Below are 23,757 nucleotides of genomic sequence, written 5' to 3'. Positions count from 1 at the left end.
CGCCATGACACGCGTCGCCGAACTCGTCGCCTACCCGCTGAAGTCCTGTGACGGCGTCGCCGTCGACCGCGCCGCGATCGGTCCCGAGGGCGCGCTCCGCGGCGACCGCTCGTACGCCCTCGTCGAGGCCGGCGTCGACCCCGAGACGGCCTCGGTGGGCGGTGGCGGCGGCTACGTGAACGGGAAGAGCGAGCCGGCGGTCCACGCGCTCCGCGCCGAGTACGAGCTGGCGGGGCCGACGGACGCCACGCCGACGGCGGTGACGCTCTCGCGGCCGGAGACGGACCGTGCCCCCGCGGACGAACGGACCTTCGCGCTCCCCGACGACGGCGACGCGCTGGCCGACTGGGTGAGCGAGTACCTCGGCTACGCGGTCGACCTCGTTCGCGACCCGGCGGGCGGCTTCCCGGACGACCGCGCCGCACACGGCCCGACGGTCGTCTCGCGGGCGACGCTGGAGACCGTCGCGTCGTGGTTCGACGGCGTCGCGGACGCGACGGAGATGCGGCGGCGGCTCCGACCGAACGTCGTGTTGGACGACTGCCCGGCATTCTTCGAGGACCGGCTGTTCGCCGACCACGGCGAGGGGGTCCGCGTCGCGGTCGGCGACACGGAACTGGTCGGCGTCAACCCGTGTCAGCGCTGCGCCGTCCCCTCCCGTGACCCGGATTCGGGCGTCGAGATCGAGGGGTTCCGCGAGACGTTCCTCCGCCGCCGCCGGGAGACGCTCCCGGAGTGGACCGAGAGCGACCGCTTCGACCACGACTTCCGGCTGATGGTCAACACCGTCGTTGAGGAGCGCTCGTGGGGTGACGCCCTCGGCGTCGGCGACGAGGTGACCGTCGAGGGCGTCGTCGCGGTCGACGAGGACGGGACGCCGGTCGCGGGCAGCGAGAACGAACCGACCGCCGAGTAGTCACCCGTAGCCGCTCGGCTCGGTCGGACAGAACGGACAGACAGCGAGAACCGGCAGTCCCGCGCCGCGCTCGGCGCGGGGTTGCGACCGCGTCAGCGGCCGCCGTCGGTCATCGCGACCGGCTCGTCGGTCTCGCCGCTCGGAGCCTCCTCCGCCGGGGTCTCGTCGCTCGTCGCGGGGTCGACCGCGGTGTCCGTGACGCCGAACTGCGTCCACAGGGTCGCGACGACGACCGCGTACGCGACCAGGTCGTAGTGGACCGCGCCGCCGAGGCCGGTGAACGCGGACAGCGTGCTGTAGCCGTACAGGGCGACGACGCCGCCGACGAACGCGGTCTCGTTGGCGAACCGACCGTCGCGCGTCGCCGCGGCCGCGCGGCGGATGATCGGCCCGCAGGCGACGAGGAACGCGATCCCGGAGAGCGCGCCGAGGTTCACGAAGAAGTGCGTCGCCATCCGCGAGTCGAGGATCGACTGGAGGTACTGGACCGTCACGGGGTCGTAGAACAGCCACTCGACGCGCGTCGGGTACAGCACCGCGATGTACGGCGTCGCGACCATCAGGCCGAACAGGACCGCGACCGCGACGCGGGCCGACGCGAACTGCGAGGCGCGCCGCGCCTCGAAGGCGTCGTCGCCGGACGCGACGACCAGTCCGCACTCCTCCAGCAGGTCGCGGAGCGCGCCGCGGGACAGCGACGGGTCGTGGTGGACCCCCACCGTCCCGTTGCGCCGCGTCGCCGACGCGTCGCTGACGCCGTCGACGTCGCGGAGGACCGCCTCTAACAGCCCCTCCCGGCGGTCGGTGTCGATCCCGTCGACGGAGAACGTGTCGTGGTCGTGAGCCTCCGGGACGCGCGCCGTCCGCGGCCCCGACTTGGCGACGTCGCTCGCCGTCTCACCCCCGGAGTCCCCCGCCCCCGCGGGCGAGCCGATTCCTCGTTCGCGGACCACGGCGTCGAGCGGCGTCTCGCCGCCGCGGTGGTCACCGTTTGACATGAGAGATACCTACGGTTACACAGGCATGAAGCTTCCCCCGCGCGGGCCGACCCGGACGGGCTCCCGAAGGCGCGGAGCCGGTCGCTCGTGACGCGGGCCGATCCCCGGCCATCACGCGTCGATCTCTCGACCTACGCGTTGACCGATTCGAGGTAGGAGCTCACGACCATCTGGCCCTTCCGGGTGAGCGCCGCGCCGCTCTCGCCGTCGGCGACGAGGCCGGCCTCCCGCAGCGTGTCGAGGATCATCGACGTCTGGGTGACGTCGCCGGTGACCACGTCGGCGATGTTCGCCTCGCCGCCGGCGGAGTAGATGGAGACGAGGATCTCCATCTGTTCCTCGGTCGGGTCGAACGAGTCGAGGTCCTCCATCGCCTCGTCGTACTCGATCTTGATGTATCGACCGAGGATGTTGAGCACCCGTTTGTTCGGCACGGTCGTGATCGACGTGACCGTGCGGTCGTCGCCGTCGACGTGGCGGAAGACCAGCGCGGGGCGCTTCTTCCCGCCGAGGGTGCGGTCCGTGCGCTCGTAGTCGATCACCGCCGAGAGGTCGACGGTGAACGGCTCGGGGCAGTCGGCGAACCGTATCTCTCCCGGCGACACCGAGACCGAGGCGCGGTGGTCGCTCGCGTCCGTGACGCGGCCGCCGACCTTCGCCGGGTGTCGCACCGTGACGGCGACGTTCCGCAACAGCAGCTTGAACAGCAGCCTGACGAACCGGTCCATGTCGTCCGGCTCGCCCTCCACGAGCGCCGACCGCCGTGTCCCGTCGCGCTCGTACGCGACGGTGACGCTGTCGTTGAAAAAGGAGCGCAGGTCGCCGGGGACGCTGCCGACGACGACGTCGAACACCTTCGAGAGCGGGATCGTCTCCTTGCCGTCGTCCGTCGCGAGGACCAGCCGACGCTGGCTCAGGAGCACGCGACCGGTCGCCGGCTCGTCGGTCTGTAGGCTCGCCGCGTGGACGCGGCCGACGAAGTCGGCGACGACGGACTCCTCCATCGGTACCACGTGAGCGCCGTACGCTATTTATTGTTACTCACGCCGTATCAGTAGTGATAACGAGGTGTCACTCGTCCGCCCGCGGCCCGACGCGAGCCGTCGTGCGGCCTCGGCCCGCCTCGACCTGTCTCGACCCGCCGCGATCCGCCTCGACGGCCGCCGAACCCCCGAGAACGGTCGAACGTGTTCGGTCACGCGGGGCCTCTTGCGGGGGGCGACGGACGGGGAACAGCAAAGCCTAATGACGTGGGCACCAAACCGGCAGATGATGCCCACAGTAGAATACCTCAACTACGAAGTGCTCGACGACCACGGCTGGTCGATGGACGACGACGACCTCTTCGAGGCGGCCGCCGACGCCGGCCTCGACGAGGAGGATTACGGTACCCTCGAAATCAACCAGGGCGAGTACATCCTGGAATCCGCCGAGGCGCAGGGCTACGACTGGCCCTTCTCGTGCCGCGCCGGTGCGTGTGCGAACTGCGCGTCCATCGTCAAGCAGGGCGACATCGACATGGACATGCAGCAGATCCTCTCCGACGAGGAGGTCGAGGAGAAGAACGTCCGGCTCACCTGTATCGGGAGCCCGGCCACCGACGAGGTCAAGATCGTTTACAACGCGAAACACCTCGACTACCTGCAGAACCGCGTCATCTGATCGGCTCTCTATCACTCCGGTAGCGGACCGTTCTCACGCGGGACCGCCGCCGCCGCGGTCCCCGAATTCCTTCCGATCACGCCACCGAGCAGCCGCCGCTCGCGTCTGCCCGAACCTGTTCGGGCGAATTTCGCGGCCGTGAGAACGCGCGAAACCCCGTTCGGGGAACCGTCCGTACGGGGGGTATGGTCGAAAAGACGAGCCGAAGCGAGGGCGCGAACGGGCCGCGGTCGGCCGACGGTCGCCGGTTCGAGGTGTTCGTCCGCGAGGAGGAGTCGGACCCCCTCCGCCACGTCGGCACGGTCGCCGCGCCGACCTCCGACGTCGCCCACGAGGAGGCGAGCAAACTCTTCGCGTGGTACGCCCGCGACGTGTGGGTGTGTCCGGCCGCGGAGGTGTCCCGGTACTCCGCCGATTCGCTCGCGGGGGAGGAATCGGCGACCGAACCGTCCGACGACGCGGACGAGCCGCGCGTCTACGAGGAGACGGAGGGGACGCCGACCGCCTCCTGCGGCGGCGCGCCCGCGGCCGACGCCGACGACGCGGGGGGGTCGCGATGATCTCCGTCAGCAAGCTGCTGTGCGGGCTCGACGCCGAGAGCGACGGGCTCCGCTACGACGCGGCCGACGGCTCGAAGAAGCCGCAGATCACGGAGGACAAACAGCAGCGCCCGGTCGTCGTCTGGAACACGACGAAGCGGTGTAACCTCTACTGCGAGCACTGCTACGCCGGTGCCGACGCCGAGGGCGCGCCGAACGAGCTGTCGACCGCGGAGGGGAAGGCGCTCATCGACGACCTCGCCGAGTTCGGCGTCCCCGTCCTGCTGTTCTCCGGCGGCGAACCACTCGTCCGCGAGGACCTCCCCGAACTCGTCGCGTACGCCGCCGACAGCGGGGTCCGCCCGGTGCTCTCGACGAACGGGACGCTCCTCACCCGCGAGCGCGCCCGAGAACTGAAGGAGGCCGGACTCAAGTACGCCGGCGTCTCCGTCGACGGGCTCCCCGAGCGCAACGACCGGATCCGCGGCGAGGAGGGGGCGTTCGACGCGGCGGTCCGCGGGATCGAGGCCTGTCTCGACGTCGGGCTGAAAACGGGGCTGCGGTACACGATCACCGAACACAACGTCGACGACCTCGCGGGCGTCGTCGACCTGCTCACCGACGTCGGCGTCGACCGGTTCTGCTTCTACCACCTCGATTACGGCGGGCGCGGGGCCGACATCTCCGACGTGGACCTCTCGCCGGAAGCCACCCGGCAGGCGGTCAGGGACCTCTGTGACCTCACGCGCGAGTACCACGAGGCGGGCGAGGAGATAGAGACGCTGCTCGTCGGCAACTACGCCGACGCCGGTCACCTCGTCGAGTACGCCGACCGCGAGATGGGGAGCGACCGCGCGGAGCTGATCTACCGCTACCTCGAACGCAACGGCGGCGACCCGACCGGCGAGCGCGTCGCCGACGTCGACCCCGTCGGCAACGTCCACCTCACGCAGTTCTGGCAGGGGTACTCGCCCGGCAACGTCCGCGACCGCTCGTTCGGCGCGATCTGGTCCGACGAGTCGAACCCGCTCCTCTCCGGGCTCCGCGAGCGCGAGGAACGCCTCTCCGGGCGCTGTGCCGACTGCGCGTACCGGTCGATCTGCCGCGGCGGCTCGCGGCTCCGCGCGCTCTCGGCGCACGGCGACCCGTTCGCGCCCGACCCGAAGTGCTACCTCACGGAGGCGGAGCGCGGCGGCGAGGAGGCGCTCGCACGGCTCGATGCCGCGGACCGGTCCGCGCCCGCCGACGACTGAGTCGCCCGCGAGCCGACCGTTTTCCCCCTCGACTCACTCCCCGCCGTCGCCGTCCGATTCCCGACCCGTGCCGTACTTCGCCGAGAACCGCTCGGCGGGCACCTCGCCCCGGGCGACGCCGATGGCGTCGCGGACGAGCTCGACGGTGGCCGCGTCTCGGACCGGCTCCGGGACCGGCGGGTCGTCGTCGCTCATGCCCGGACGGACGGCTCGCCGGCCCCTCGGCCTCTCGCTTCACCTGTGTACCGTTTCAAGAGGGTCCGCTCAGCGCTCGCCGCCGTCGAAGACGTCCGTCACCAGCTTCGCCTGCGCGGTGCGGAGCCGCTGTGAGAGCGCGGACTTGCTGATCCCCAGTTCGTCGGCCAGCTCGCGCAGGCGCACGTCGCGGTCGTCGTCGAAGTAGCCGCGGACGACCGCGAGTTCGAGGCCGCGGCGCTGTTTCGGCGTCAGCGAGGAGAGGTCGAAGGTGACCTGCTCGGTCGCGTCCGGCCCCTCGACGACCGCGAGCCGAACGAGCCGAACGCGGTCGACGACGCCGCGGAGCTCCTCGACCAGCCCGCGGACCGCGTCCCGGTCGTCGACGTACGCGGTCACGAGAATCGTCCCGTCCTCGACGCGCCGGAAGTGCGGCGCGCAGCCGACCCGCCCGAACGCGTGACAGAGGCAGTCCTCGTCGACCGCGCCGGTCCCGCGGCGCACCTCGCCGTCCGGCGTCGTCACGTCGACGACGCAGTCGTCGCCGACCGCGTTGACCGCCACCGACGCGGCGTCGTCGCTCTCGGCGACGATCGGACAGCCGCCCTCGGCGGCGGGGTCGACGTCGAGGTCGACCCGCAGACGACGGTCACCGTCGGCCCCGGCGGCGTCGGACATGTCAGTCGGTACGGACGGAGTCGGTTTTATCCTTCGGCGGATTCCCGCGATCCGGCGCGGCGGTCCGCCTCGGGTCCGTACCGACGCCTCAGTCCTCGGACTCGGGCGCGGCCTCCTCGGCCGGCTCCTCGCTCCCGCCGGCGTCGCCGCCGGTGTCGCCCTCCTCGGAGCGCGCGGCGACGAGGGCACCGCTGGCGACGCTGTACATCGGCTCGTCGGCCGAGCGCACGCCGCTGATCGAGAACGGGATGTTCGCGTCCGCGAGGTGGTCGGCGAACAGATCCTCGAACCCGTTCGGGCTGGAGGTGCCGCCGGTGACGACGACGGGCACGTCGAGCCCCTCCTCGACGTCCTCCTCGTCGACCTCGCGGGTGATGTTCTCGATGACGTAGTCGAGCAGGTTCTCGTAGTAGATGGCGAGCGCGCCCTCGACGCCGCCCACGTCGGTGCGGAAGTCGAGCTCGAAGTCGTCCTCCTTGATGCTCGTCACCTTGTCGACCGGGGTCCCGGTCGCCTGCGAGGTCTGCTCGTCGATCCAGTCGCCCCCGCGGGCGATGGAGAACTTCATCACGGGGACCGCGTAGTAGGCGAGACAGACGTTCGTCATCCCCGCGCCGAAGGAGATTCCGAGCCCCGTGAAGTTGTTGTCGGCCAGTTCGGAGTAGATGACCGCCATCCCCTCGTTGATCGGCTCGGGGTCGTACCCCATGTCGCCGAGCATCGATTCGAGCGTCTTCTCGTGGTACAGCGTCGTCAGCCCGGAGTCGATCGGGTCCGCGGGGCTGGAGTAGAACAGCCGCTCGTTCGGCTTCGACGGCTCGCCGACCACCTGCTCGGTGATGAGTTTGATCATCGGGATGGCCGACGCCTCCTCGCTGGAGAGGATGCCGTGTTGCATCGGGCGGCGGGTCTCCTTGTTGAAGATGTTCGCGAAGTTGAGGGCGTCGTCGCCGACGACGTACACCTTGTCGTCCTTCCGGATGTGGAGGACCTCGCTGCGGGAGAGCATCTGCTCGGCCATGTCGCTGTACTCGATCTCGACGAACGAGTTGCGCTGCTGTACGAACACCGTCTCCGCGCCTTCCTGTCGTCCGGAGAGGATGTTCATCGTTCCGACGTCTAGGCCTTTGGCCATACGCGCTCATTTCATTTCGGACGGCATAAACGTTCGTGGCAGTCCGGGCGAGCGATCCCGACGGCGGTCGGAACACGTTCGGGACCCGAGGGAGCGGCGCAGTTCCGCCGGCCGCGTCCGACCGATGCCGAACCGCCGGCCGCGTCCGACCGATGCCGAACCGCCGGCCGCGTCCGACCGATGCCGAACCGCCGGCCGCGTCCGACCGATCCCGCACCGTTTATTCCTCGCGGGCGGGAGTACGCGGACGACGTGCGAGACACGTTCCGCGGTGTCGTCGAACTCGCGCGCCCCGGCAACTGCGTCGCCGCCGGGGTGCTCACGGCCACCGGCGCGTTCGTCGCGGGCGCGAGCGGTGCTGCCGTCCCGACGGCGCTCGCGGCCGTGACGACTGTCTTCGCGGTCGCGGCGGGCAACGCGATCAACGACTACTTCGACCGCGAGATCGACGCCGTCAACCGACCGGACCGTCCGATACCACGGGGAGCGGTCTCGCCGCGGGGCGCGCTCGCGACCGCCGTCGTCTGGTTCGCTGTCGCGGTCGCGGCCGCGCTCCCCCTCCCGCCGCTCTCGATCGGCATCGCCGCGGTGAACCTCGTCGCCCTCGTCACCTACACGAGCCTGTTCAAGGGGACGCCCGGGCTCGGTAACGCCTTAGTCGCCTACCTCGTCGGCTCGACGTTCCTCTTCGGCGGGGCCGCGGTCGGGAGTCCCCGAGCGGTCCTCGTCCTCGCCGCCCTCGCCGGCCTGTCGACGTTCACTCGCGAGGTGATCAAAGACGTCGAGGACGTGGCCGGCGACCGCGAGGAGGGGCTCACCACGCTCCCCATCGCGGTCGGCGAGCGCCGCGCGCTGTGGATCGGCGCGGCCGCCCTCGTCGCCGCCGTCGCCGTCAGCCCCTTGCCGTACCTCTCCGGGACGCTCGGTGCGGCGTACCTCGCGGTCGTCGCCGTCGCCGACGCGGTGATGCTGTACGCGGCCTACGAGGGCTTCGCCGACCCCGCCGCCGCGCAGCGCCGCTTCAAGTACGGCACGTTCCTCGCGGCGGCGGCGTTCGTCGTCGGCCGGGCCGCGGTGGTCCTCTGATCCGACCGGCGACGCCGCCGCGAGACCGACAAGTTCGACACGGGATCGACGGAGCAGTCGCTGTCCGACGTGATCAACGAAAAATCGACGGTGATCGCGGTTCGGGATCGGGAAACGGCGCTCGACGGCGAACGCTCAGGTGACGGTCACGCGACGTTGAAACCCTTGTCGCGGAGGAAGTCCTCCACGCGACCCGAGTGGTTCCCCTGAAGCTCGATGGCCCCGTCCTCGACGGTGCCGCCGCAGGCGAACTTCGACTTGAGATCCGACGAGAGGGAGCTCATGTCCACATCCTTCGGGTCGAAGCCTTCGATGACCGTTACCTCCTTACCGTACCTGCGCTCGTCGATGCGGATGCTGATCTGCTGGGACTCCTTCGCGACGTCCTCGCAGACGCAGAGTTCCTGGGGCAGTCCGCACGTCGAGCAGACTTCCGACATTACAGCCCGAATCTACAGGACGCCCGTATTAAATAGTGTCGGGAAGCCCCCCGATCAGCGGACGAACCGCCCGATGAGCGGGGCGCGTTCGAGCGCCAGCCGCCGGACCGTCCGCCGCGCTTCGTCGGCCTCGGCGCGGGTCACCGACCCGGCGTACGCGGCGCGCTCGTAGGCGGCCGCGACGGTCTCGACGCGTTCGTCCGCGCCGAGCGCGCGGACCGCGTCGACGTAGCTCCGCGGCGTCTCGCCCGGCCGCCGCTCGCGGTACCGCCCGGCGAGCAGCCGTTCGAGGTCCGCGAACGCGCGCTCGGCGTCCGCGGCCGGGTCGCGCCGCCACCGCGGGAGGACCGGCCCGAGTCGGCGGCTCGCGCGCTCCGTCACGCCCGTCCGCCGAGCGCCCGCGACCGCGAGCGCGGCGACGAGCAGCCAGTACATCGCGGTCTCCGCGCTCGGCGTCGGCAGGAGTCCGCCGCCGCCCTCGGAGCCGCCGCCCCCGCCGGTCTGTTGGATGCCCTCGGCCTCCGCGCCTTCGAGCCGCGACACGTCGACCGACGAGGCGTTCCCCGAGCCGTTCGTCCCGTTCGCGTCGCCCGTCGCGGGGTCGGTCGAGCCGTTCGCGTCCGCGTCGGACGTCGAATCGTCGCCGCCGTCGCCGCCGAGCGAGTCCGGGCGGACCGTCCCGGTGTCCGCCTCCAGCGTCTGGTTCGGCGTGGACGCCTCGGTGTCGACGTCAGCCGCGCCGTCGGCGCGCGCCTCCGCGAGCCGGGCGTTCCGGGCCTCGTCGCGGGGGTCGGACGGAGTGGGGTCGAACGCCACCCAGCCGTGGTCCGGTACGTAGATCGACACCCACGCGTGGGCGTTCTGCCCGCGGACGACGTACTCGTCCTCGCCGACCCGCTGGCCCGAGGTGTAGCCGCTCTCGAACCGGGTCGGGATCCCCTGCGACCGGAGCATCGCCGCCATCGTGGTCGCGAAGTAGACGCAGTAGCCGGCGTCCATCTCGAAGAGGAACGCGTCGGCGACGTCGCCGTCGGGCCGCTCGACGGTGAGCGAGTAGTCGTACTCCGAGCGCAGGTACGCCTCGACCGCCGCCGCCCGCTCGTACGGCGAGTCCGCGTCCGCCGCAGCCGTGATCTCCGCGGTCCGCTCGGCGACGCGGTCGGGGGTGCTCTCCGGCAGCTGCGTGTAGCGCTCCTCGATCGCCGCCGGGTAGTCGTCGCTCGCGTTCCGGAGGGCGGCGGGGTCGGCGTCGAGCACGCGGCTCTCCACGGTCGCCCGCTCACCCGGCTCGAGCGGCTCCGCGAGCCGGAGGCTGCCGCGCTCGTCGATCCTGACTTCCCTGTCGTCCGGCGCGGACGCGGACACCGGCTTCCACGGTGCCGGCAGCGCGGTCGACTCGGTCTCCGCGCTGATCGACACGGACGCGGCCTCCGTCGAGCCGGGCGGCCCGGGGAGCGACCCGCCGAGGGTGGACCGCTCGCCGGTCCTGACCCAGCCGTCGCCGGTGTAGGTGTCGTACGCGCCCGTGTGCCAGTTCCGCTCCACCGGGCTCTCGATCGTGTACCGCACCTCCGGGGAGAGCCGCGTCGTCCCGACGACTTCGAGCTCGTCGTCGCCGCTCAGGCTCGACTCCAGCGTCGCCGTGCCGCGGTCGATCCCGAGCGGCGTCGCCCCGCCCGCCGGGACCACGGTGACCGTCGCGCTCGCGACGACCATCGCCGCGACCACCACCGCGAACGTGCCGGCGTGGCCGCGGCGGCGGCTCGGCGTCGAGAGCGTCGAGAGGCCGACGGCGAGCGCCAGTCCGACGACGCCGGCGACCGCCGCCCACGTGCCGGCGTCGCCGGTGAGCACGAGGAACCCGAGGGTCCCGCCGGCGGCGGTCGCCGCCGCGACGTGGCGGCCCCGTCCGGCGAAGTAGCCGACGAGGAACGTCGGCACCGGTGCCACGGCGAGCACCCAGACGTCCGCGAGCGCCAGCCGCAGCACGGAGAGGCCGGTCGACAGCGCGAGGACGTCCAGGGCGACGCTCCGGACGGTGAACAGCGCGCGCTGGCTCTCGGGGATCGCGAAGAGGTACCCCGACAGCCCGACCACGAGGACCGCGAGGGCGAGCCCCAGCGCGGTCCGCTCGCGGACCGCCCGCGCCAGCGCGACCCCCCCGACGCCGGCGACCCCGACNGGCGGCGACCCGCGCCGTCCCGCCGACGACGTTCGTCACCCGGAAGAACACGGCGAGGTACGCCGCGGCGACGACGACCACCCCGACGACCGCCGGGTCGGCGAACCGCCGGTCTCCGGCGTCCGCTGCGGCCGCGAGGCGGGTCGTCCCGCTCGACGACTCGCGGCTCACGGCGGCGTCACCTCCCGTCGCTCCGCCGCCGTCGCCCCCGTTCGGGTCCGCCCGGTGGCGTCGGTCGCGGCGCGCCCCTCGTCCGCCTCGCGCCGCAGGTCGGCGAGGGAGACGGACCGGTCGCCGGTCCGGAACCGGGCCCCGTTGGTGTCGGCGAGGATCGTCACGTCGGCGTCCGCCTCGGGCACCGGTCCCGGGCCGGTCCGCGCGGCGAGGTCGAGCACCTCGCGCCGCCCGCGGCCGCCCGGCGACGCCGACACCCGTCCGGCCGGCAGCGCCACCTCGACCGGGACGCCGTCGTCGAGCAGCGCCAGCGCGAGGCTGACGGTCGCCCGCGCGAGCTCGTCGGCCGCCGCCGCGCCCGGAGAGCGGTCGTCGCCCGCGCCGTCGCCGCGGTCGGCGGCCCCGAACCCGGCGAGTTCGTCGCCGCCGCTGACGGTCGTCCCGCCCGCGATCGTCACGCGATTCCGGGCGGTCTCGGCCGCGAACTCCTTGACGACGATCTCGTCGCGCTTGGCCGTCGTCGCCCAGTGGACGTCGCGGACCGCGTCGCCGCGGGCGTACTCCCGGAGCCGGTCGAACTCCTCGCGCTCCCGGCTCACGTCGACCGCGTCGGCCGCGTGTAGCGCCCGCCGGAACCCGGTCGGGATCGCGTCGCGCGGCGGGTAGACGGTCACCGCGGCGGTCTCGTCGACGACGAGGTCGCGCTCGAACAGCCCGAACACGTCGGTGACGGTGAGGTCGACCGGGCCGAGGGTCCGCTCGCCGCGCCGGCGGTACGTCACGCGGTACGAGACCGGCTCCGTGCCGACTGACGCCCGGATCGGCGTCGCCGGCCCGTCCAGTCCCTCGCCGACGCGCACGCGGACGTCGGCGAGGAACGAGGACGGGCCGGTTCCGGGGATCGAGGAGCCGCCGCCCCCGGCCGCCCCGGAGCCGAACTCCAGCCGCACGTCCCGCGTCTCGCCGACGAACCCGTTCGGCGGCGCGACGTGTCGCACGGGGGGCACGTCGACGCGCGACACCTGGACGTAGCCGGCGGCGAGCGCGACGGCGACCGGGAGCACGACCGCGTCGAGCGCGCGGCCGCCGGCGAGAATCGCACTGAGGACCGCGACGAGTCCCGCGACGCCGGCGATCCGTCCCCGGCGCGTGAGCGTCGGCGTCACCGTCCGATCACTCCACCCGGACCCGGTCGAGCGCGTCGTCGACGACCGCCGCGCCGTCCGTCCCGCCCGACGCGGTCCGGACGCGGTGCGAGAGGACGGTCGGTGCCTCGGCCTGTACGTCGTCGGGGATCACGTACCCCCGGCCGTCGAGCGCGGCGCGGGCCTGCGACGCCCGGATCAGCGCGAGGCTCCCACGGGGGCTCGCCCCGAGTTCCGCGTTCCGGCGGGTGAACACCGCGAGGCGGGCGACGTACTCCCTGACCGCCTCCGAGGCCTCGATCTCGCCGACGATCGCTCGGGCGCGGCGCACGTCGGCGACCGTCGCGACCGGCTCCACCGAGTCGATCGGGTGGTCGCCGGCGAGCCGTCCGAGGATTGCGGTCTCCTCGTCGGTGTCCGGGTAGCCGAGCCGGATCTTCTTCGTGAAGCGGTCCACCTCCGCGACGGGCAGTTCGTACGTCTGTCCCGGCTCGACGTCGTTCTGGGTCGCGATCACGCAGAACGGGTCCGGCAGGTCGCGGGTGGTCCCGTCGGTGGTCACCTGGTTCTCCTCCATCGCCTCCAAGAGCGCCGACTGCGTCTTCGGCGGGGCGCGGTTGATCTCGTCGCCGAGGACGACGTTCGCGAACACCGGGCCGGGCTGGAAGTCGAACTCGTCCGTTCGCCGGTTGAACACGTTGACGCCGGTGACGTCGGACGGGAGGAGGTCCGGCGTGAACTGGACGCGCTTGAACGAGCCGTCGATCGAGCGCGCGACCGACTTCGCGAGCGTCGTCTTCCCGACGCCGGGGACGTCCTCGACGAGGAGGTGGCCGCGCGCCAACACCGTGACGAGGACGTGTTCGACCGCGTCGCGCTTGCCGACGATCACCTCCTCGACCTCGCCTGCGATCCGGTCCGCGAGCGCGGCGACGTCCGCCGGCGTCTCGGGGTCGCCCGCCGCGGCCGCGCTCCCGGAACCGGAGGCCGCCCCCGCCGACTCCCCCTCGCCGTCGGCCGGCTCCACCGGACCGGTTCCGATCGGTCCGGACTCTCCGGGGTCCGTCATGGACGGCCGGTCTCGCCCGGGTCGGTTGCCCGCTCGGGTGCGACCGTGCGAATGCTCCCCGTGATCATCGATATGACTCGGCTAAGGAGAGCAACGGGATATGCGTTCCGCCGGGCGAACTCCCGAGCGATACGGAGGATCGGGGTGCGGTACCGCGGGGTCGGATCGCGCCCGACCCGACGGCTCCGGAGTCGCTGTCGTCGGGAGTCGCGGTCGCCCCGAGTCCCCGCCGTCAGGCGTCCCGGACGTTCCGCCCGACCGGCTCGCCGAACGACGCCGCCCCGGTCGCGGGGTCGCGCTCGTAGACGACTTCGCCGCGGACGAGCGTGAGTTCGGGGAAGACGCCGCGGAGCCCTTCGAACGGGGTCCACGCGCAGGCGCTGTGGAGCGCGGCGGCCTCGATCTCTCGGGGGTCGGTCGTGTCGACCAAGACGAGGTCGGCGTCGTACCCCTCGGCGACCCGCCCCTTCCGGTCGAGTCCGAACGCCGCGGCCGGGTTCGCGGCGACCACGTCGCGGACGCGTTCGAGCGACAGCTCTCCCGTCCGGACCGATTCGAGGAGGAGGGGGTACAGCGTCTCGACGCCGGGGACGCCGCTCGGGGCGTCGACGAGCCCGCGCCGCTTCTCGTCGACGGCGTGGGGCGCGTGGTCGGTCGCGACCACGTCGACGTCGCCCGCGGCGAGCCGCGCGAACAGCGCCTCGCGGCGCTCCTCGGACCGGAGCGGCGGGTTCATCCGACCGAACGTCCCGAGCGACCGCGCCCGCTCGCGGGAGAGGTACAGGTGATGCGGCGTCACCTCGCAGGTGACTCGCGGGTCGTCGGTCCCCTCGCCGTCGGCACCCTCCTCGCGGGCCTCGACGACGGCGTCGACCGCCTCCGGCGTCGAGGTGTGCGTGATGTGTACCCGCGCGTCGCGCTCGGCGGCCGCCGCGAGGGCGCGCTCGACGGCCGCGACCTCCGCGTCGGCGGTCCGGTAGGCCGACCACGCGTCCGCGGTCGCGGCCGTCCCGATCCCGCCGAGGTCGCCGTCGAGGGCGCGCTCGTCGAACAGCGTCGCGTCCTCGGCGTGGACGGTGACCGGGACGCCGCGGGCGGTCGCCTCGTCGAGCGCGTCCGCGAACAGGTCGGCGTCGATCCCCATGTCGCCCGTCGAGTCCGCGAGGAACACCTCGCCGAGCGCGAACAGGGGCCGGTCGAACAGGCTCTCGGGGTCCCAGTCGGCGGTCACGCCGCCGTTGATCCCGTAGTCGACGAGCGACTCGGCGGCGAGCGCGGCCTTCTCGTCGAACGCGTCGCCGTCGACGGTCGGCGGCGAGGTGTTCGGCTGGTCGACGACGGTGGTGACGCCGCCGGCGGCCGCGCTGCGCGAGCCCGAGGCCCACGTCTCCTTGTGGCTCCCGCCCGGTTCGCGGAAGTGGACGTGGACGTCGACCGCGCCCGGGAGGAGGTGTCGGCCCCGCGCCTCGATGACCTGCTCGCCGGCGTCGGCGTCCAGCCCCTCGGCGACCGCGTCGATCCGTCCGTCGTCGCCGATCCGCACGTCCCGTCCCCGGCCGTCGGCCAGCGTCGCGCCCGTGATGAGCATCTTGTCCCCCGGTCGCGGCGAGCGGGATAAACGCTGGTGGTTCCAGTCGGGCGTCGGCGGGGAGGCGGCGACCGCGTCCGGCGAGGGACCGCCGCGAGCCACCACAAGACGTTTGTCGCCCGCGGCGACTCCCTCGCGCATGGTTCCGGCCCTCGCCGCCCTCCCGTCGCTCTCCCCCCTCGCGGTCCCCGCCATCGCGGATTCGATCCTCGGCTGGCTGTGGACGGCCGCGCTGTTGCTCTTCCCCGGCCTCGTCGCCGCGGGACTGTGCGCGCCGCTGCTCGCGGCGGCGCGCCTCCGGGCGCTGTTCCGCGCGCTCCCCCCGGAGGGACGCGTCGTGCCCTCCTACGTCGCCGTCTCGGTCGGGCTCTCCGTCCCCTACGCCGTCGGCGTCCTCCTGACCGTCTGGCTCGTCGACTCCGCGGGCCCCGGCTGGAGCGAAGGGTTCCTCGACACCGCGCTGTTCGGCGCGGTCCTCGTCGCTCTCGTCGCGCCCGCCGTCGCCGTGCTCGGCCTCCCGCGGATCGGCGTCGACTGGGACCCGACCGGATACGGCCCCTCGACGTGGCTCCTCCTCGTCGCGGCCGGGCTGTGGTACGCGCTCGTCGCCGCGGTGCCGCTCGTCGCGCTCGCCGTCGGCATGGCGCTACCGGGCGGGTATTGAGGGCGGCGTTCCGGGCCCGACCGGCCACTGACGACATCGCTCGGAGAAGTCGAGGGCGCCGCGGGAACGCTCAGCGGGCGGAAGATTTTCGTGGCGGTCGCGTCGTAGGCTCGGGTATGTTCCCCGCTCCCTTCCGACTGTTCTTCGCCGCCGTCCCCCTCCTCGTTGCCGCGGGCGCGCTGGCGATGGCCGCGTTCCCGAGACGAATGGCTCGGTGGAACCTGCGCTCAGCGGACGGTTCGACACAGACGCTCGAACCGAGCGACACGCGGATCATCCTGATGCGCGTGATGGGCGTGGTCGTCGCCGGTCTCGCGCTGTTCATGCTGTACGCGAGCTTCACGATATTCCCCTGACGGGGAAGCGGCGGCGCTCGTGAACGGCTATCCTTCTGAATCCGTCCGCTCAGTAGGACGAGACATAGACGCTCTGTACCTGTCTCTACGACAAGTATATATCCCGTAGCCATCTATTTATAAGAATAATCATAAATTACATCCTACACTTACCGTTCGGTAGGGCGTAATTTCATGCCTAACAATGACTATCATACGCCCGCCCAACGGAACCGGTGTCGCCACTCGCAACCGCCGCGGTCAATGCGGCTCTCCTCGGACTCGATCTCCGCGGAGTCGGTCGCCTCGAACTCGGACCCGATCGACCCCACGGAGCCGCGGCCCTGAGACGGACCGATCTCTCGACGCCGCCCGAATCCCCTCCGAAAGGCGGTGCCTCCGATGACGGACGAGCCGTCGATCAACCGGCGTCGTGTCCTTCAGACGGTCGGCGTGGGCGGTGCGATATCGTTGGCCGGCTGTACGTGGCCGCCTCGTCAGTGCGATCTCTCCGTCACCAAGGAACACGTCGGCGACACCGTCTCGTACGGGACCGCCACCGAGTTCGAGATCACCGTCTGTAACGACGGCGACGGCACCTGCGAGGACGCCGTGACCGTCACGGACGACCTCCCGAGCGGCGTGACGTACGCCGGTGACACCGGAACCGACTGGAGCTGTACCGAGAGCGGCGGGGTCGTGACCTGCGAGCACCCCAACGCGAACGGTCTGAGCCCCGGGGACTGTCTGCCGACGCTGACCCTCGCGGTCGACGTGGGATCCCCCGACGAGGTCGGCGACGCGGTCCGCAACTGCGTCACGGTCGAACAGGGCGACGCGGACCTGAGCTACAAGACCGACTGCGTCACCGTCTCGGTCACGAGGACCGGCGAGTGCGACCTGTCGATATCGAAGGAGCACCGCGGTGACCTCGCCGTGCCCGGCAGCACGAGCGAGTTCGAGATCACCGTCTGTAACGAGGGAGACGGGCGCTGCCGAGGGCCGGTCCCGGTCGTCGACTCGCTGCCGAGCAGCGTGACGTTCCTCGGCGGGAGCGGGAGCGGCTGGTCGGTCAGCGAGTCGGGCGGCGTCGTCAGCGCGGAGCACCCGAACAGCGGCGGCTTAGCTCCGGGCGACTGCCTCCCGACGCTCACGCTCGAAGTCGAGGTCGGCTCGATAGACGAGACCGGCGACGCGATCCGCAACTGCGCGAGCATCGAGAGCGACGACGCGGACTCGACCAACAACCGCGACTGCATCAGCGTCCCCGTCGACACGGATACCGTCGGCGGCGCCTGTGACCTCTCGATACGGAAGGAACACGACGGCGAGGCGGACAGCGTCGCGCCCGGCGACACGACCGAGTTCGCGATCACCGTCTGTAACGTCGGCGGAGAGGACTGCCGCGGTTCGGTCCCGGTCGTCGACACGCTGCCGAGCGGCGTGACGTTCCTCGGCGGGAGCGGGAGCGGCTGGTCGGTCAGCGAGACCGGCGGTGTCGTCACCGCAGAACACCCGAACAGCAATGGGTTAGCCCCCGGCGACTGCCTCCCGACGCTCACGCTCGAAGTCGAGATCGGCTCGATAGACGAGGTCGGCGACGCGGTCCGCAACTGCGCGAGCATCAAGTTCGACGACGCGGACTCGGACAACAACCAGAGCTGCGTCACCGTCCCGATCGACACCACCGGCACCGGGGGCGACTGCGACCTGTCCATTGAGAAGACCCACGAGGCGGACAGCGTCGCGCCCGGCGACACGACCGAGTTCCAGATCACCGTCTGTAACGAGGGAGACGGGCGCTGCCGTGGACCGGTCCCGGTCGTCGACGCGCTACCGAGCGGCGTGACGTTCCTCGGCGGGAGCGGGAGCGGCTGGTCGGTCAGCGAGTCGGGCGGCGTCGTCAGCGCGGAACACCCGAACAGCGGCGGCTTGGCCTCGGGCGACTGCCTCCCGACGCTCACGCTCGAGGTCGAGATCGGCTCGATCGACGAGACCGGCGACGCGATCCGCAACTGCGCGAGCATCGAGAGCGACGACGGCAACGCCAGGAACAACCGGAGCTGCGTCAGCGTTCCGGTCCAGCCCCCGCAGGCCTCCTGTGACGGGCTCAACGTCGAGAAGACGACCGGCGGCCAGTTCAAATACGGCCAGCAGTCGACTTACGAGATCGACGTGTGTATGCTCCAAGAGCAGACCTGTGACGGCCAGATAACCGTCACGGACACGCTGCCGGGCGGGATCTCGTTCGTTTCCGCGTCCGGAAGCGGCTGGAGTGCGTCGGCGAGCGGCGGAACGGTCACCGCCACGCACCCGAACAGCGGCGGACTCAGCGCGGGCCAGTGTCTCCCGACGCTCGTGTTGACCGTCGCGGTCGCGCCCGTCAGCCAGTTCCCCGGCGGCTCCGACGGCGTCCAGAACTGCGCCCGGCTGTCCGCCGACGGGACCTTCGTGGACGAGGACTGCGTCGCTCACGTGATCACCAACTAGGCGGACATCGGCTCGGCCGGAAACCGCCGCAGGGCGGTTATATCGAGTTAAATCCGCCGTCGCGGCTCGGCGTCCGTTTTTTACGCGCGTCTCACCCGATCGCACTGACGCTCCGACTACCGACACGCTCCGACCACCGTCACGTTCCGACCACCGTCACACTCCGAGCACCGCCACGCCCCGTGCCAATCGGTGCCGACGCTCCGATACGGTTTTGGGTCGTCCCGCGGAACTCTCGTTAAATGCTGTCTCGACAGTTCGTCCGGGAGAACCCCGAGGTCGTCCGCGAGGCGCTCGACAACAAGGGCGTCGACGTCGACCTCGACCGGATACTCGACGTCGACGAGGAGTGGCGGGAGCTGAAACAGCGCGGCGACGACCTGCGCCACGAGCGCAACGAGGTCTCCTCGAAGATCGGCGAGCTGAAACAATCCGGCGAGGAGGAGGCCGCTCAGGAGGCGATCGAGCGCTCACAGGAGCTCAAGTCGGAGCTTCAGGAGATCGAGGAGCGCGCCGAGACGTTGGAGACCGAACTGGAGGAGTCGCTGCTCGAACTCCCGCAGGTCCCGCAGGAGTCGGTGCCGGTCGGCGAAGACGAGTCCGAGAACGTCGAGCGCCGCCGCGAGGGGTTCGACGACCTCCGCGACCTCCCCGACGACGTGACGCCGCACTACGACCTCGGCGAGGAACTGGAGATCCTCGACTTCGAGCGCGGCGCGAAGGTCGCCGGCGGCGGCTTCTACGTCGCGAAGGGCGACGGCGCGCGCCTCGAACACGCGCTGATCCAGTTCATGCTCGACGTGCACCGCGAGCAGGGGTACGAGGACGTGTTCCCGCCGATCCCGGTCAACTCCGCGTCGATGCGCGGCACGGGGCAGCTCCCGAAGTTCACCGAGGACGCCTACCGCGTCGAGGGGTCGAACGAGGAGGCGTACGACGACGACGACCTCTGGCTGCTCCCGACCGCCGAGGTGCCCGTCACGAACCTCCATCGCGACGAGATCCTGCTGGGCGAGGACCTCCCGCTGAAGTACCAGGCGTACACGCCGAACTTCCGGCAGGAGGCGGGCGAACACGGCACCGAGACGCGCGGCATCGTCCGCGTCCACCAGTTCAACAAGGTGGAGATGGTGAACTTCGTGCGGCCCGAGGAGAGCGACGAGCGCTTCGAGGGACTCGTCGACGAGGCCGAGGAGGTGCTGCGTCGCCTCGAACTCCCGTACCGCATCCTGGAGATGTGTACCGGCGACCTCGGGTTCACGCAGGCGAAGAAGTACGACGTGGAGGTGTGGGCCCCCGGCGACGACATGGACGAGGGGCCCGAGCAGGGCGGCCGCTGGCTTGAGGTCTCCTCGGTCTCGAACTTCGAGGACTTCCAGGCGCGCCGCGCGGGCATTCAGTACCGCGAGGAGCACCACGAGTCCGCGGAGTACCTCCACACCCTGAACGGCTCCGGGCTGGCGGTCCCGCGGATCGTCGTCGCGGTTCTGGAGTACTACCAGAACGACGACGGCACCGTCACCGTCCCCGAGGCGCTGCGCCCGTACATGGGCGGCACCGAGGTCATCGAAGGCCACGACCCGGTCGGCGAGTCGAAACTGGGCGGAGAGTAGGCCGCGCCCGGGTCGCCTCCAGATAGATCGGAACGGGGATCTCGTTTCGAGACCGAACAGATCAGGAACCTATCGGTGATAGATCGACACAATCCCACTCTCGATCGGAGGCTCGCCCGTATCGCTTCGTTGCTTCGTTGAAACCGTCAGGAGTCGATGATCTCACACCCTCGATCGCTCAGTGCGGGGTGGCTATGTCTCACGCATCGATTCTCGATACTGCTTTTGAGTAACCGTGTAACGGTGGTGGTCGATTATCGTCCCGTCGGGTCGAGCCGTCGAGTTACGAACGATCCCGTCGTACTGACCGCCGTGTGAAGAGACGTACTTTTCAACGGCCCTCCGAGACCTGTCGTTTCCGTCCTGTACGGGCACGGCGATGAGGTCGAGATCTAAGTCCTCGAAAGCCAATTCAAACATCGCATCCGCCCGTTCGCCGGAGTAACCATTGCCCCAGAACTGTTTGCGAAGCCAGATCGCAGGCTTACCCGTCTGCGTCTCCCAGTCGACAATCAGACCACCCGCCCCCACGATCTTCCCCGCCCCTGGTTCGCCCTCCTTAGAGCGAATGATATACTCCGCTCGCGCTCCGTCATCCCATTTGGCTTCGAGTTCATCGATGTAATCGGCCGTCTGCTTCACTGTTTTGTGTGGGTCCCACGGAAGGTACTCGGTGATCTCTTCAATGGACGGCTCCTGGTGAGAACACACTTCGTAGTAGTCGAAGACATCGACGTTCTCATGAGAGAGTTGCTGTAGACGGAGGTTCTCCGTCTCAATCTGTCTCGGAAACAGCATATCAGATAATAACCAAGAGGAGTTTAAAAATTCGACCAGAGAGACAGTACGCATCCTCTCATCAATCGAATGTTTAGTCGACAATTCGTCTGAAGCACAGCGCTCCAACAAATGCTACTCGACGTATCTAGCGGGGACGGACAGACCAAACTCCTCGGCCGTTTCCGCCGTGATCCCCTTCGCGGTGTAGATGTCCGGTTTGTAGTACAGATCGTGAGCGACGCCGTGTTCGTCTCGGAGGCGTTCCCTGACCCGGGCGACGTCGTGACGCTCGAAGTAGTTGGGCGTGTAGACCGTGAGGAGATACTCGTCGTACATCGGCAGTTCCTCGTATCCGAACGCGGTCATCGCCTTTACCGCCCAAATGATGCCCTCCTCCGCGTCAGCGAGGAGCTCGGGCCACAGCCGTTCGATGCGGTCCGCCGACCCTGTCACTTGCCACTTCCAGATCGTTTTCTCTTTTCTCAGGGCTTCGCGGTCGATCTCGCGAACGGCCTCGCTGTCCGCTGCCGGCAGATCGTCGGATTCGACGTTTTCGGGTCGAGTCACATCGTGATCGGAAAAGTAGTCGTCACCCCCGATCTTCGGTGCGTCACTCACGTCTCGACTACGGAGCCAGTGCTGTTCTCTCTCGGTGATATCGAGCGGGGACTGCATGCGTAATACCGTCTCAACGTCGGACGGGAGTGAACAAAACCGCTCGCCATGCGGCGCGGAAGTGAAACCGATTCCACCGGAGTGCTGGGCCCGTCGCTACTGGTTCTCCAAGGCGTCGAGGACGCACGCGGCGGCGATCACCGCCTCCTTCGGCACGTCGCTCGCGTCGTCGACGGTGACGGTGTACTCGTCGCGCATCGAGAACTTCCCCTCGATGTCGCCGACGTGACCGCCGTCGGCGTCGAATATCTCGTACTTGTTCGGGATGAGGTTCGCCGCGCCGACGAGGTGGCGGAGCGCCGACAGCAGCTTGTTCTTCGATTTGATCGTCGCCAGCGCCTCGCCGGTCTCGGGGTCTCGGACCGTCCAGTTCTCGACGAAGATGGAGTAGTCCTCGTCCAAGACGACGACCTCCTCGCCGGTGCCCGCGTCGATGATCGCGTAGTTGCCCGCGACGTCCATGATGCCGCCGGCCTTCACGGAGAACGCGTCCTCGCCGTCGCCGGTGACGAACGGGAACTCCTCTTTCAGCTTGAACAGCTTCTGTTTCCCGCGGAGGACGACGTCGCCCGCGCTGTCGCGGACGGCGTACTTGTTGCGCACCATCGACTGTTTCACCTCGTAGCGGTCGTCGCTGAGGTCGACGGTCGAGATGTCGTACGCGCTCGATTCGGACTCTGTGGCGGAGGGCAGCGGCATGAGTGCGGGCACGGCGAGCCGTCAAAAAAGCCTTCTGTTCGCTTCGGGCGGGCGTCAGGGCGTCAGGCGGTCGATCGAGAGCCACTCCACGTCGGCGTCGAGGACCGCGTCGGCGCTGCCGGCCGCGCCGCCCGCCTCACTCCCGCCGTCGGCGGGGTGGTCGTCGCCGACCGCCGTCAGCGCGAAGACCATCTCCTTGCGGACGCCGCCGGCGAGCCGCACGTCGAGGGAGAGTTCTCGCGGCGAGAAGCGGTGGTCGGGCTCGACGACGCGCACGAGGTGTTCCGAGTGTGGCAGGTCCTCGACCGTCTCCACGTCGAGGTACGTGCGGAAGTCCGCGCCGAACTTGAATCCGGTCTTCGGGACCGCGTCGGCCGCGCGGAGCCGCTCGTACGCGGCGAGCCGGCGGTCGAACCGCTCGCCCTCCACGTCGCGGCCGCGGGCGACCACCCGGGCGGCGGCGTCGTCGGGGGAGCCGCCGTCGGCGTCCACGTCCTTCGCGCCCGTGACCTCGTTCGTCTCTGACACCGAGAGCCGGCCCTCTGCCGCCAGCGACGCGGCCTCGACGAGCGAGAGCTGGAGCGCGCCCTCCACGTCGGCGGCCCGGCCCGTGAGCGGCTGGCCGTAGAAGCCGTGTTCGTGGAGGTCCACCGGGGCGTCCCAGACGACGACCCGGTCCGCGAGGAGGACGCCGGTCAGGTCGCTCGGCGGCTCGTAGTCGGTCGACCCCTCGATCGGGGCGGACTCGGCCGCGAAGTAGGTGATGTCCGACTCCTCGTCGACGACGGCGAGGGTCCGGCCGGCGAGTCCGCTCGCCGCGATCGACTCGCGCTCGCCGACGACCTGGATCGGGTACTTCACGTTGCCCGTGTCGGGCGTCTCGCCGCGCTCGTAGGCGACGAAGTCGACCGCGTCGCCCGGGGCGTCCCGGCCGCCGGGCCACGGCTCGCGGGCGGGCGAGAGGTAGAAGCCGCGGTCGCGCAGGTCCGAGTAGACGAGGAACCGCACCGCGAAGCGGTCGGCCGCGGCCGCGCTCGCGACGAAGAAGCGCTCGAAGCCGACGGGGTCGGCGTTCTCGGAGAGTGCGATCCCGGAGAGATCGCCCCGGAACAGGAGGTGCGCGGCCTCGACGCGCGAGAGCGCGATCTCGTCGCCGTCGAGCGGTCGCCCGTATCCCCGGCCGTCGTAGAAGCGCTGGCGGGCGTCCCCGCCGACGCGGACCGTATCGTCGCGCAGGTGTCCCGTCGGGTGCATGTCCGTCACCGCGGCCGGCCGAGGGAAGGGGGTTGCGGTCGGTACTCGTGGGACTGCGACGGAGCGGGTCGAGCAGTCGGTTTATAAACAGTTTCGTACGAGTCCACGACGACCGCCGCCGAAGCCCCAGCCGCTCGGCCGTGCGGGGTTGTTCTCGCTTATAAATCGCCGATCGACACGACCGCCG

The 23,757-nt window shown here is 70.5% G+C and carries 22 protein-coding genes and 1 pseudogene; 9 read left to right on the top strand and 14 right to left on the bottom strand.

The features are described 5' to 3' along the window. The first annotated feature begins 4 nt into the window (after positions 1-4). Entirely contained in the window at positions 5-916 is a 912-nt protein-coding gene (locus tag C472_RS02545; protein ID WP_006628220.1) for an MOSC domain-containing protein, read from the top strand. Positions 917-1,008: 92 nt separating this feature from the next. On the opposite strand, the gene C472_RS02540 is transcribed toward C472_RS02545, so the two are convergent. After that, positions 1,009-1,914 (bottom strand): hypothetical protein, encoded by a 906-nt coding sequence (locus tag C472_RS02540; protein WP_006628219.1) that lies wholly within the window; start codon positions 1,912-1,914, stop codon positions 1,009-1,011. Between the two features lie 131 nt (positions 1,915-2,045). Continuing rightward, complete coding sequence (locus C472_RS02535) at positions 2,046-2,918, bottom strand: CheF family chemotaxis protein (protein WP_006628218.1); 873 nt, start codon at positions 2,916-2,918, stop codon at positions 2,046-2,048. Positions 2,919-3,186: 268 nt separating this feature from the next. Between C472_RS02535 and fer the strand changes: the two genes are divergently transcribed. The 3 genes from fer to C472_RS02520 all read left to right on the top strand — a co-directional run bounded on the left by fer (position 3,187) and on the right by C472_RS02520 (position 5,368). Then, positions 3,187-3,576: a ferredoxin Fer gene (fer, locus tag C472_RS02530; protein WP_006628217.1), complete on the top strand. Its 390-nt coding sequence runs from the start codon at positions 3,187-3,189 to the stop codon at positions 3,574-3,576. A gap of 185 nt (positions 3,577-3,761) precedes the next feature. After that, positions 3,762-4,136, top strand: a complete 375-nt coding sequence (locus tag C472_RS02525; RefSeq protein ID WP_006628216.1) for an Htur_1727 family rSAM-partnered candidate RiPP — start codon at positions 3,762-3,764, stop codon at positions 4,134-4,136. Further along, complete coding sequence (locus tag C472_RS02520; protein ID WP_006628215.1) at positions 4,133-5,368, top strand: TIGR04347 family pseudo-SAM/SPASM protein; 1,236 nt, start codon at positions 4,133-4,135, stop codon at positions 5,366-5,368. Before C472_RS02525 ends, C472_RS02520 begins: the two co-directional genes overlap by 4 nt. A gap of 33 nt (positions 5,369-5,401) precedes the next feature. Here the strand turns inward: C472_RS02520 and C472_RS17240 are convergent, their stop codons facing one another. The 3 genes from C472_RS17240 to C472_RS02510 form a co-directional block, all read right to left on the bottom strand. Next, positions 5,402-5,563, bottom strand: coding sequence for a hypothetical protein (locus C472_RS17240; RefSeq protein ID WP_161612604.1), 162 nt, complete (start codon positions 5,561-5,563; stop codon positions 5,402-5,404). A 69-nt stretch (positions 5,564-5,632) separates the two neighbouring features. Next, a complete protein-coding gene (locus C472_RS02515; protein ID WP_006628214.1) occupies positions 5,633-6,241 on the bottom strand; it encodes a helix-turn-helix domain-containing protein in 609 nt (202 codons plus the stop codon). Positions 6,242-6,329: 88 nt separating this feature from the next. Continuing rightward, complete coding sequence (locus C472_RS02510; RefSeq protein WP_006628213.1) at positions 6,330-7,376, bottom strand: cell division FtsA domain-containing protein; 1,047 nt, start codon at positions 7,374-7,376, stop codon at positions 6,330-6,332. A gap of 252 nt (positions 7,377-7,628) precedes the next feature. Here C472_RS02510 and C472_RS02505 point away from each other — a divergent pair, with 252 nt between their 5' ends. After that, positions 7,629-8,462: a geranylgeranylglycerol-phosphate geranylgeranyltransferase gene (locus C472_RS02505; RefSeq protein WP_049906222.1), complete on the top strand. Its 834-nt coding sequence runs from the start codon at positions 7,629-7,631 to the stop codon at positions 8,460-8,462. Positions 8,463-8,608: 146 nt separating this feature from the next. On the opposite strand, the gene yciH is transcribed toward C472_RS02505, so the two are convergent. The 5 genes and pseudogenes from yciH to C472_RS02480 all read right to left on the bottom strand — a co-directional run bounded on the left by yciH (position 8,609) and on the right by C472_RS02480 (position 15,060). Then, a complete protein-coding gene (gene yciH / locus C472_RS02500) occupies positions 8,609-8,902 on the bottom strand; it encodes a stress response translation initiation inhibitor YciH (protein WP_004046732.1) in 294 nt (97 codons plus the stop codon). Positions 8,903-8,956: 54 nt separating this feature from the next. Further along, positions 8,957-11,255: pseudogene (locus C472_RS02495) on the bottom strand (transglutaminase family protein). Continuing rightward, entirely contained in the window at positions 11,252-12,424 is a 1,173-nt protein-coding gene (locus C472_RS02490) for a DUF58 domain-containing protein (RefSeq protein WP_006628210.1), read from the bottom strand. Before C472_RS02490 ends, C472_RS02495 begins: the two are co-directional and overlap by 4 nt. Before the next feature lie 7 nt (positions 12,425-12,431). After that, a complete protein-coding gene (locus C472_RS02485; protein ID WP_006628209.1) occupies positions 12,432-13,472 on the bottom strand; it encodes an AAA family ATPase in 1,041 nt (346 codons plus the stop codon). Positions 13,473-13,704: 232 nt separating this feature from the next. After that, on the bottom strand, positions 13,705-15,060 hold the full coding sequence (locus tag C472_RS02480) for a dihydroorotase (protein ID WP_006628208.1): 1,356 nt from the start codon (positions 15,058-15,060) through the stop codon (positions 13,705-13,707). 139 nt (positions 15,061-15,199) lie between these two features. Between C472_RS02480 and C472_RS02475 the strand changes: the two genes are divergently transcribed. The 4 genes from C472_RS02475 to serS all read left to right on the top strand — a co-directional run bounded on the left by C472_RS02475 (position 15,200) and on the right by serS (position 20,162). Beyond that, positions 15,200-15,724 carry a hypothetical protein gene (locus C472_RS02475; RefSeq protein ID WP_006628207.1) on the top strand — a complete coding sequence of 175 codons (525 nt, stop codon included), beginning with the start codon at positions 15,200-15,202 and terminating at the stop codon, positions 15,722-15,724. A 116-nt stretch (positions 15,725-15,840) separates the two neighbouring features. Further along, positions 15,841-16,080 (top strand): hypothetical protein, encoded by a 240-nt coding sequence (locus tag C472_RS02470; RefSeq protein ID WP_006628206.1) that lies wholly within the window; start codon positions 15,841-15,843, stop codon positions 16,078-16,080. 381 nt (positions 16,081-16,461) lie between these two features. Beyond that, entirely contained in the window at positions 16,462-18,549 is a 2,088-nt protein-coding gene (locus C472_RS02465; RefSeq protein ID WP_006628205.1) for a DUF11 domain-containing protein, read from the top strand. 242 nt (positions 18,550-18,791) lie between these two features. Further along, the gene (gene serS, locus C472_RS02460) at positions 18,792-20,162 is read left to right on the top strand and encodes a serine--tRNA ligase (RefSeq protein WP_006628204.1); all 1,371 of its coding nucleotides are present in this window, start codon (positions 18,792-18,794) and stop codon (positions 20,160-20,162) included. A gap of 192 nt (positions 20,163-20,354) precedes the next feature. On the opposite strand, the gene C472_RS02455 is transcribed toward serS, so the two are convergent. From C472_RS02455 to C472_RS02440, 4 genes are all read right to left on the bottom strand, one after another. Beyond that, positions 20,355-20,960 carry a GNAT family N-acetyltransferase gene (locus tag C472_RS02455; RefSeq protein WP_006628203.1) on the bottom strand — a complete coding sequence of 202 codons (606 nt, stop codon included), beginning with the start codon at positions 20,958-20,960 and terminating at the stop codon, positions 20,355-20,357. A gap of 114 nt (positions 20,961-21,074) precedes the next feature. Continuing rightward, complete coding sequence (locus C472_RS02450; RefSeq protein ID WP_006628202.1) at positions 21,075-21,617, bottom strand: putative phosphothreonine lyase domain-containing protein; 543 nt, start codon at positions 21,615-21,617, stop codon at positions 21,075-21,077. 96 nt (positions 21,618-21,713) lie between these two features. Next, positions 21,714-22,316 carry a hypothetical protein gene (locus C472_RS02445; RefSeq protein WP_006628201.1) on the bottom strand — a complete coding sequence of 201 codons (603 nt, stop codon included), beginning with the start codon at positions 22,314-22,316 and terminating at the stop codon, positions 21,714-21,716. Between the two features lie 54 nt (positions 22,317-22,370). Next, positions 22,371-23,570 carry a tRNA-intron lyase gene (locus C472_RS02440; protein ID WP_006628200.1) on the bottom strand — a complete coding sequence of 400 codons (1,200 nt, stop codon included), beginning with the start codon at positions 23,568-23,570 and terminating at the stop codon, positions 22,371-22,373. Positions 23,571-23,757 lie beyond the last annotated feature (187 nt).

It is taken from the genome of Halorubrum tebenquichense DSM 14210 (genome assembly GCF_000337415.1).
Lineage (GTDB): Archaea > Halobacteriota > Halobacteria > Halobacteriales > Haloferacaceae > Halorubrum > Halorubrum tebenquichense.
The sequence above is the reverse complement of the archived record's forward strand: the minus strand, read 5'-3'. Positions and strand labels throughout refer to the sequence as shown.

Bases quoted from the DNA above. Each gene is read 5' to 3' on its own strand.
- C472_RS02465 (WP_006628205.1), top strand. From the start codon at position 16,462: ATGACGGACGAGCCGTCGATCAACCGGCGTCGTGTCCTTCAGACGGTC.
- yciH (WP_004046732.1), bottom strand. From the start codon at position 8,902: ATGTCGGAAGTCTGCTCGACGTGCGGACTGCCCCAGGAACTCTGCGTC.
- C472_RS02510 (WP_006628213.1), bottom strand. From the start codon at position 7,376: ATGGCCAAAGGCCTAGACGTCGGAACGATGAACATCCTCTCCGGACGA.
- C472_RS02455 (WP_006628203.1), bottom strand. From the start codon at position 20,960: ATGCTGTTTCCGAGACAGATTGAGACGGAGAACCTCCGTCTACAGCAA.
- fer (WP_006628217.1), top strand. From the start codon at position 3,187: ATGCCCACAGTAGAATACCTCAACTACGAAGTGCTCGACGACCACGGC.
- C472_RS02440 (WP_006628200.1), bottom strand. From the start codon at position 23,570: ATGCACCCGACGGGACACCTGCGCGACGATACGGTCCGCGTCGGCGGG.
- C472_RS02470 (WP_006628206.1), top strand. From the start codon at position 15,841: ATGTTCCCCGCTCCCTTCCGACTGTTCTTCGCCGCCGTCCCCCTCCTC.
- C472_RS02540 (WP_006628219.1), bottom strand. From the start codon at position 1,914: ATGTCAAACGGTGACCACCGCGGCGGCGAGACGCCGCTCGACGCCGTG.
- C472_RS02450 (WP_006628202.1), bottom strand. From the start codon at position 21,617: ATGCAGTCCCCGCTCGATATCACCGAGAGAGAACAGCACTGGCTCCGT.
- C472_RS17240 (WP_161612604.1), bottom strand. From the start codon at position 5,563: ATGAGCGACGACGACCCGCCGGTCCCGGAGCCGGTCCGAGACGCGGCC.
- C472_RS02525 (WP_006628216.1), top strand. From the start codon at position 3,762: ATGGTCGAAAAGACGAGCCGAAGCGAGGGCGCGAACGGGCCGCGGTCG.
- C472_RS02445 (WP_006628201.1), bottom strand. From the start codon at position 22,316: ATGCCGCTGCCCTCCGCCACAGAGTCCGAATCGAGCGCGTACGACATC.
- C472_RS02520 (WP_006628215.1), top strand. From the start codon at position 4,133: ATGATCTCCGTCAGCAAGCTGCTGTGCGGGCTCGACGCCGAGAGCGAC.
- C472_RS02475 (WP_006628207.1), top strand. From the start codon at position 15,200: ATGGTTCCGGCCCTCGCCGCCCTCCCGTCGCTCTCCCCCCTCGCGGTC.
- C472_RS02515 (WP_006628214.1), bottom strand. From the start codon at position 6,241: ATGTCCGACGCCGCCGGGGCCGACGGTGACCGTCGTCTGCGGGTCGAC.
- C472_RS02485 (WP_006628209.1), bottom strand. From the start codon at position 13,472: ATGACGGACCCCGGAGAGTCCGGACCGATCGGAACCGGTCCGGTGGAG.
- serS (WP_006628204.1), top strand. From the start codon at position 18,792: ATGCTGTCTCGACAGTTCGTCCGGGAGAACCCCGAGGTCGTCCGCGAG.
- C472_RS02480 (WP_006628208.1), bottom strand. From the start codon at position 15,060: ATGCTCATCACGGGCGCGACGCTGGCCGACGGCCGGGGACGGGACGTG.
- C472_RS02545 (WP_006628220.1), top strand. From the start codon at position 5: ATGACACGCGTCGCCGAACTCGTCGCCTACCCGCTGAAGTCCTGTGAC.
- C472_RS02535 (WP_006628218.1), bottom strand. From the start codon at position 2,918: ATGGAGGAGTCCGTCGTCGCCGACTTCGTCGGCCGCGTCCACGCGGCG.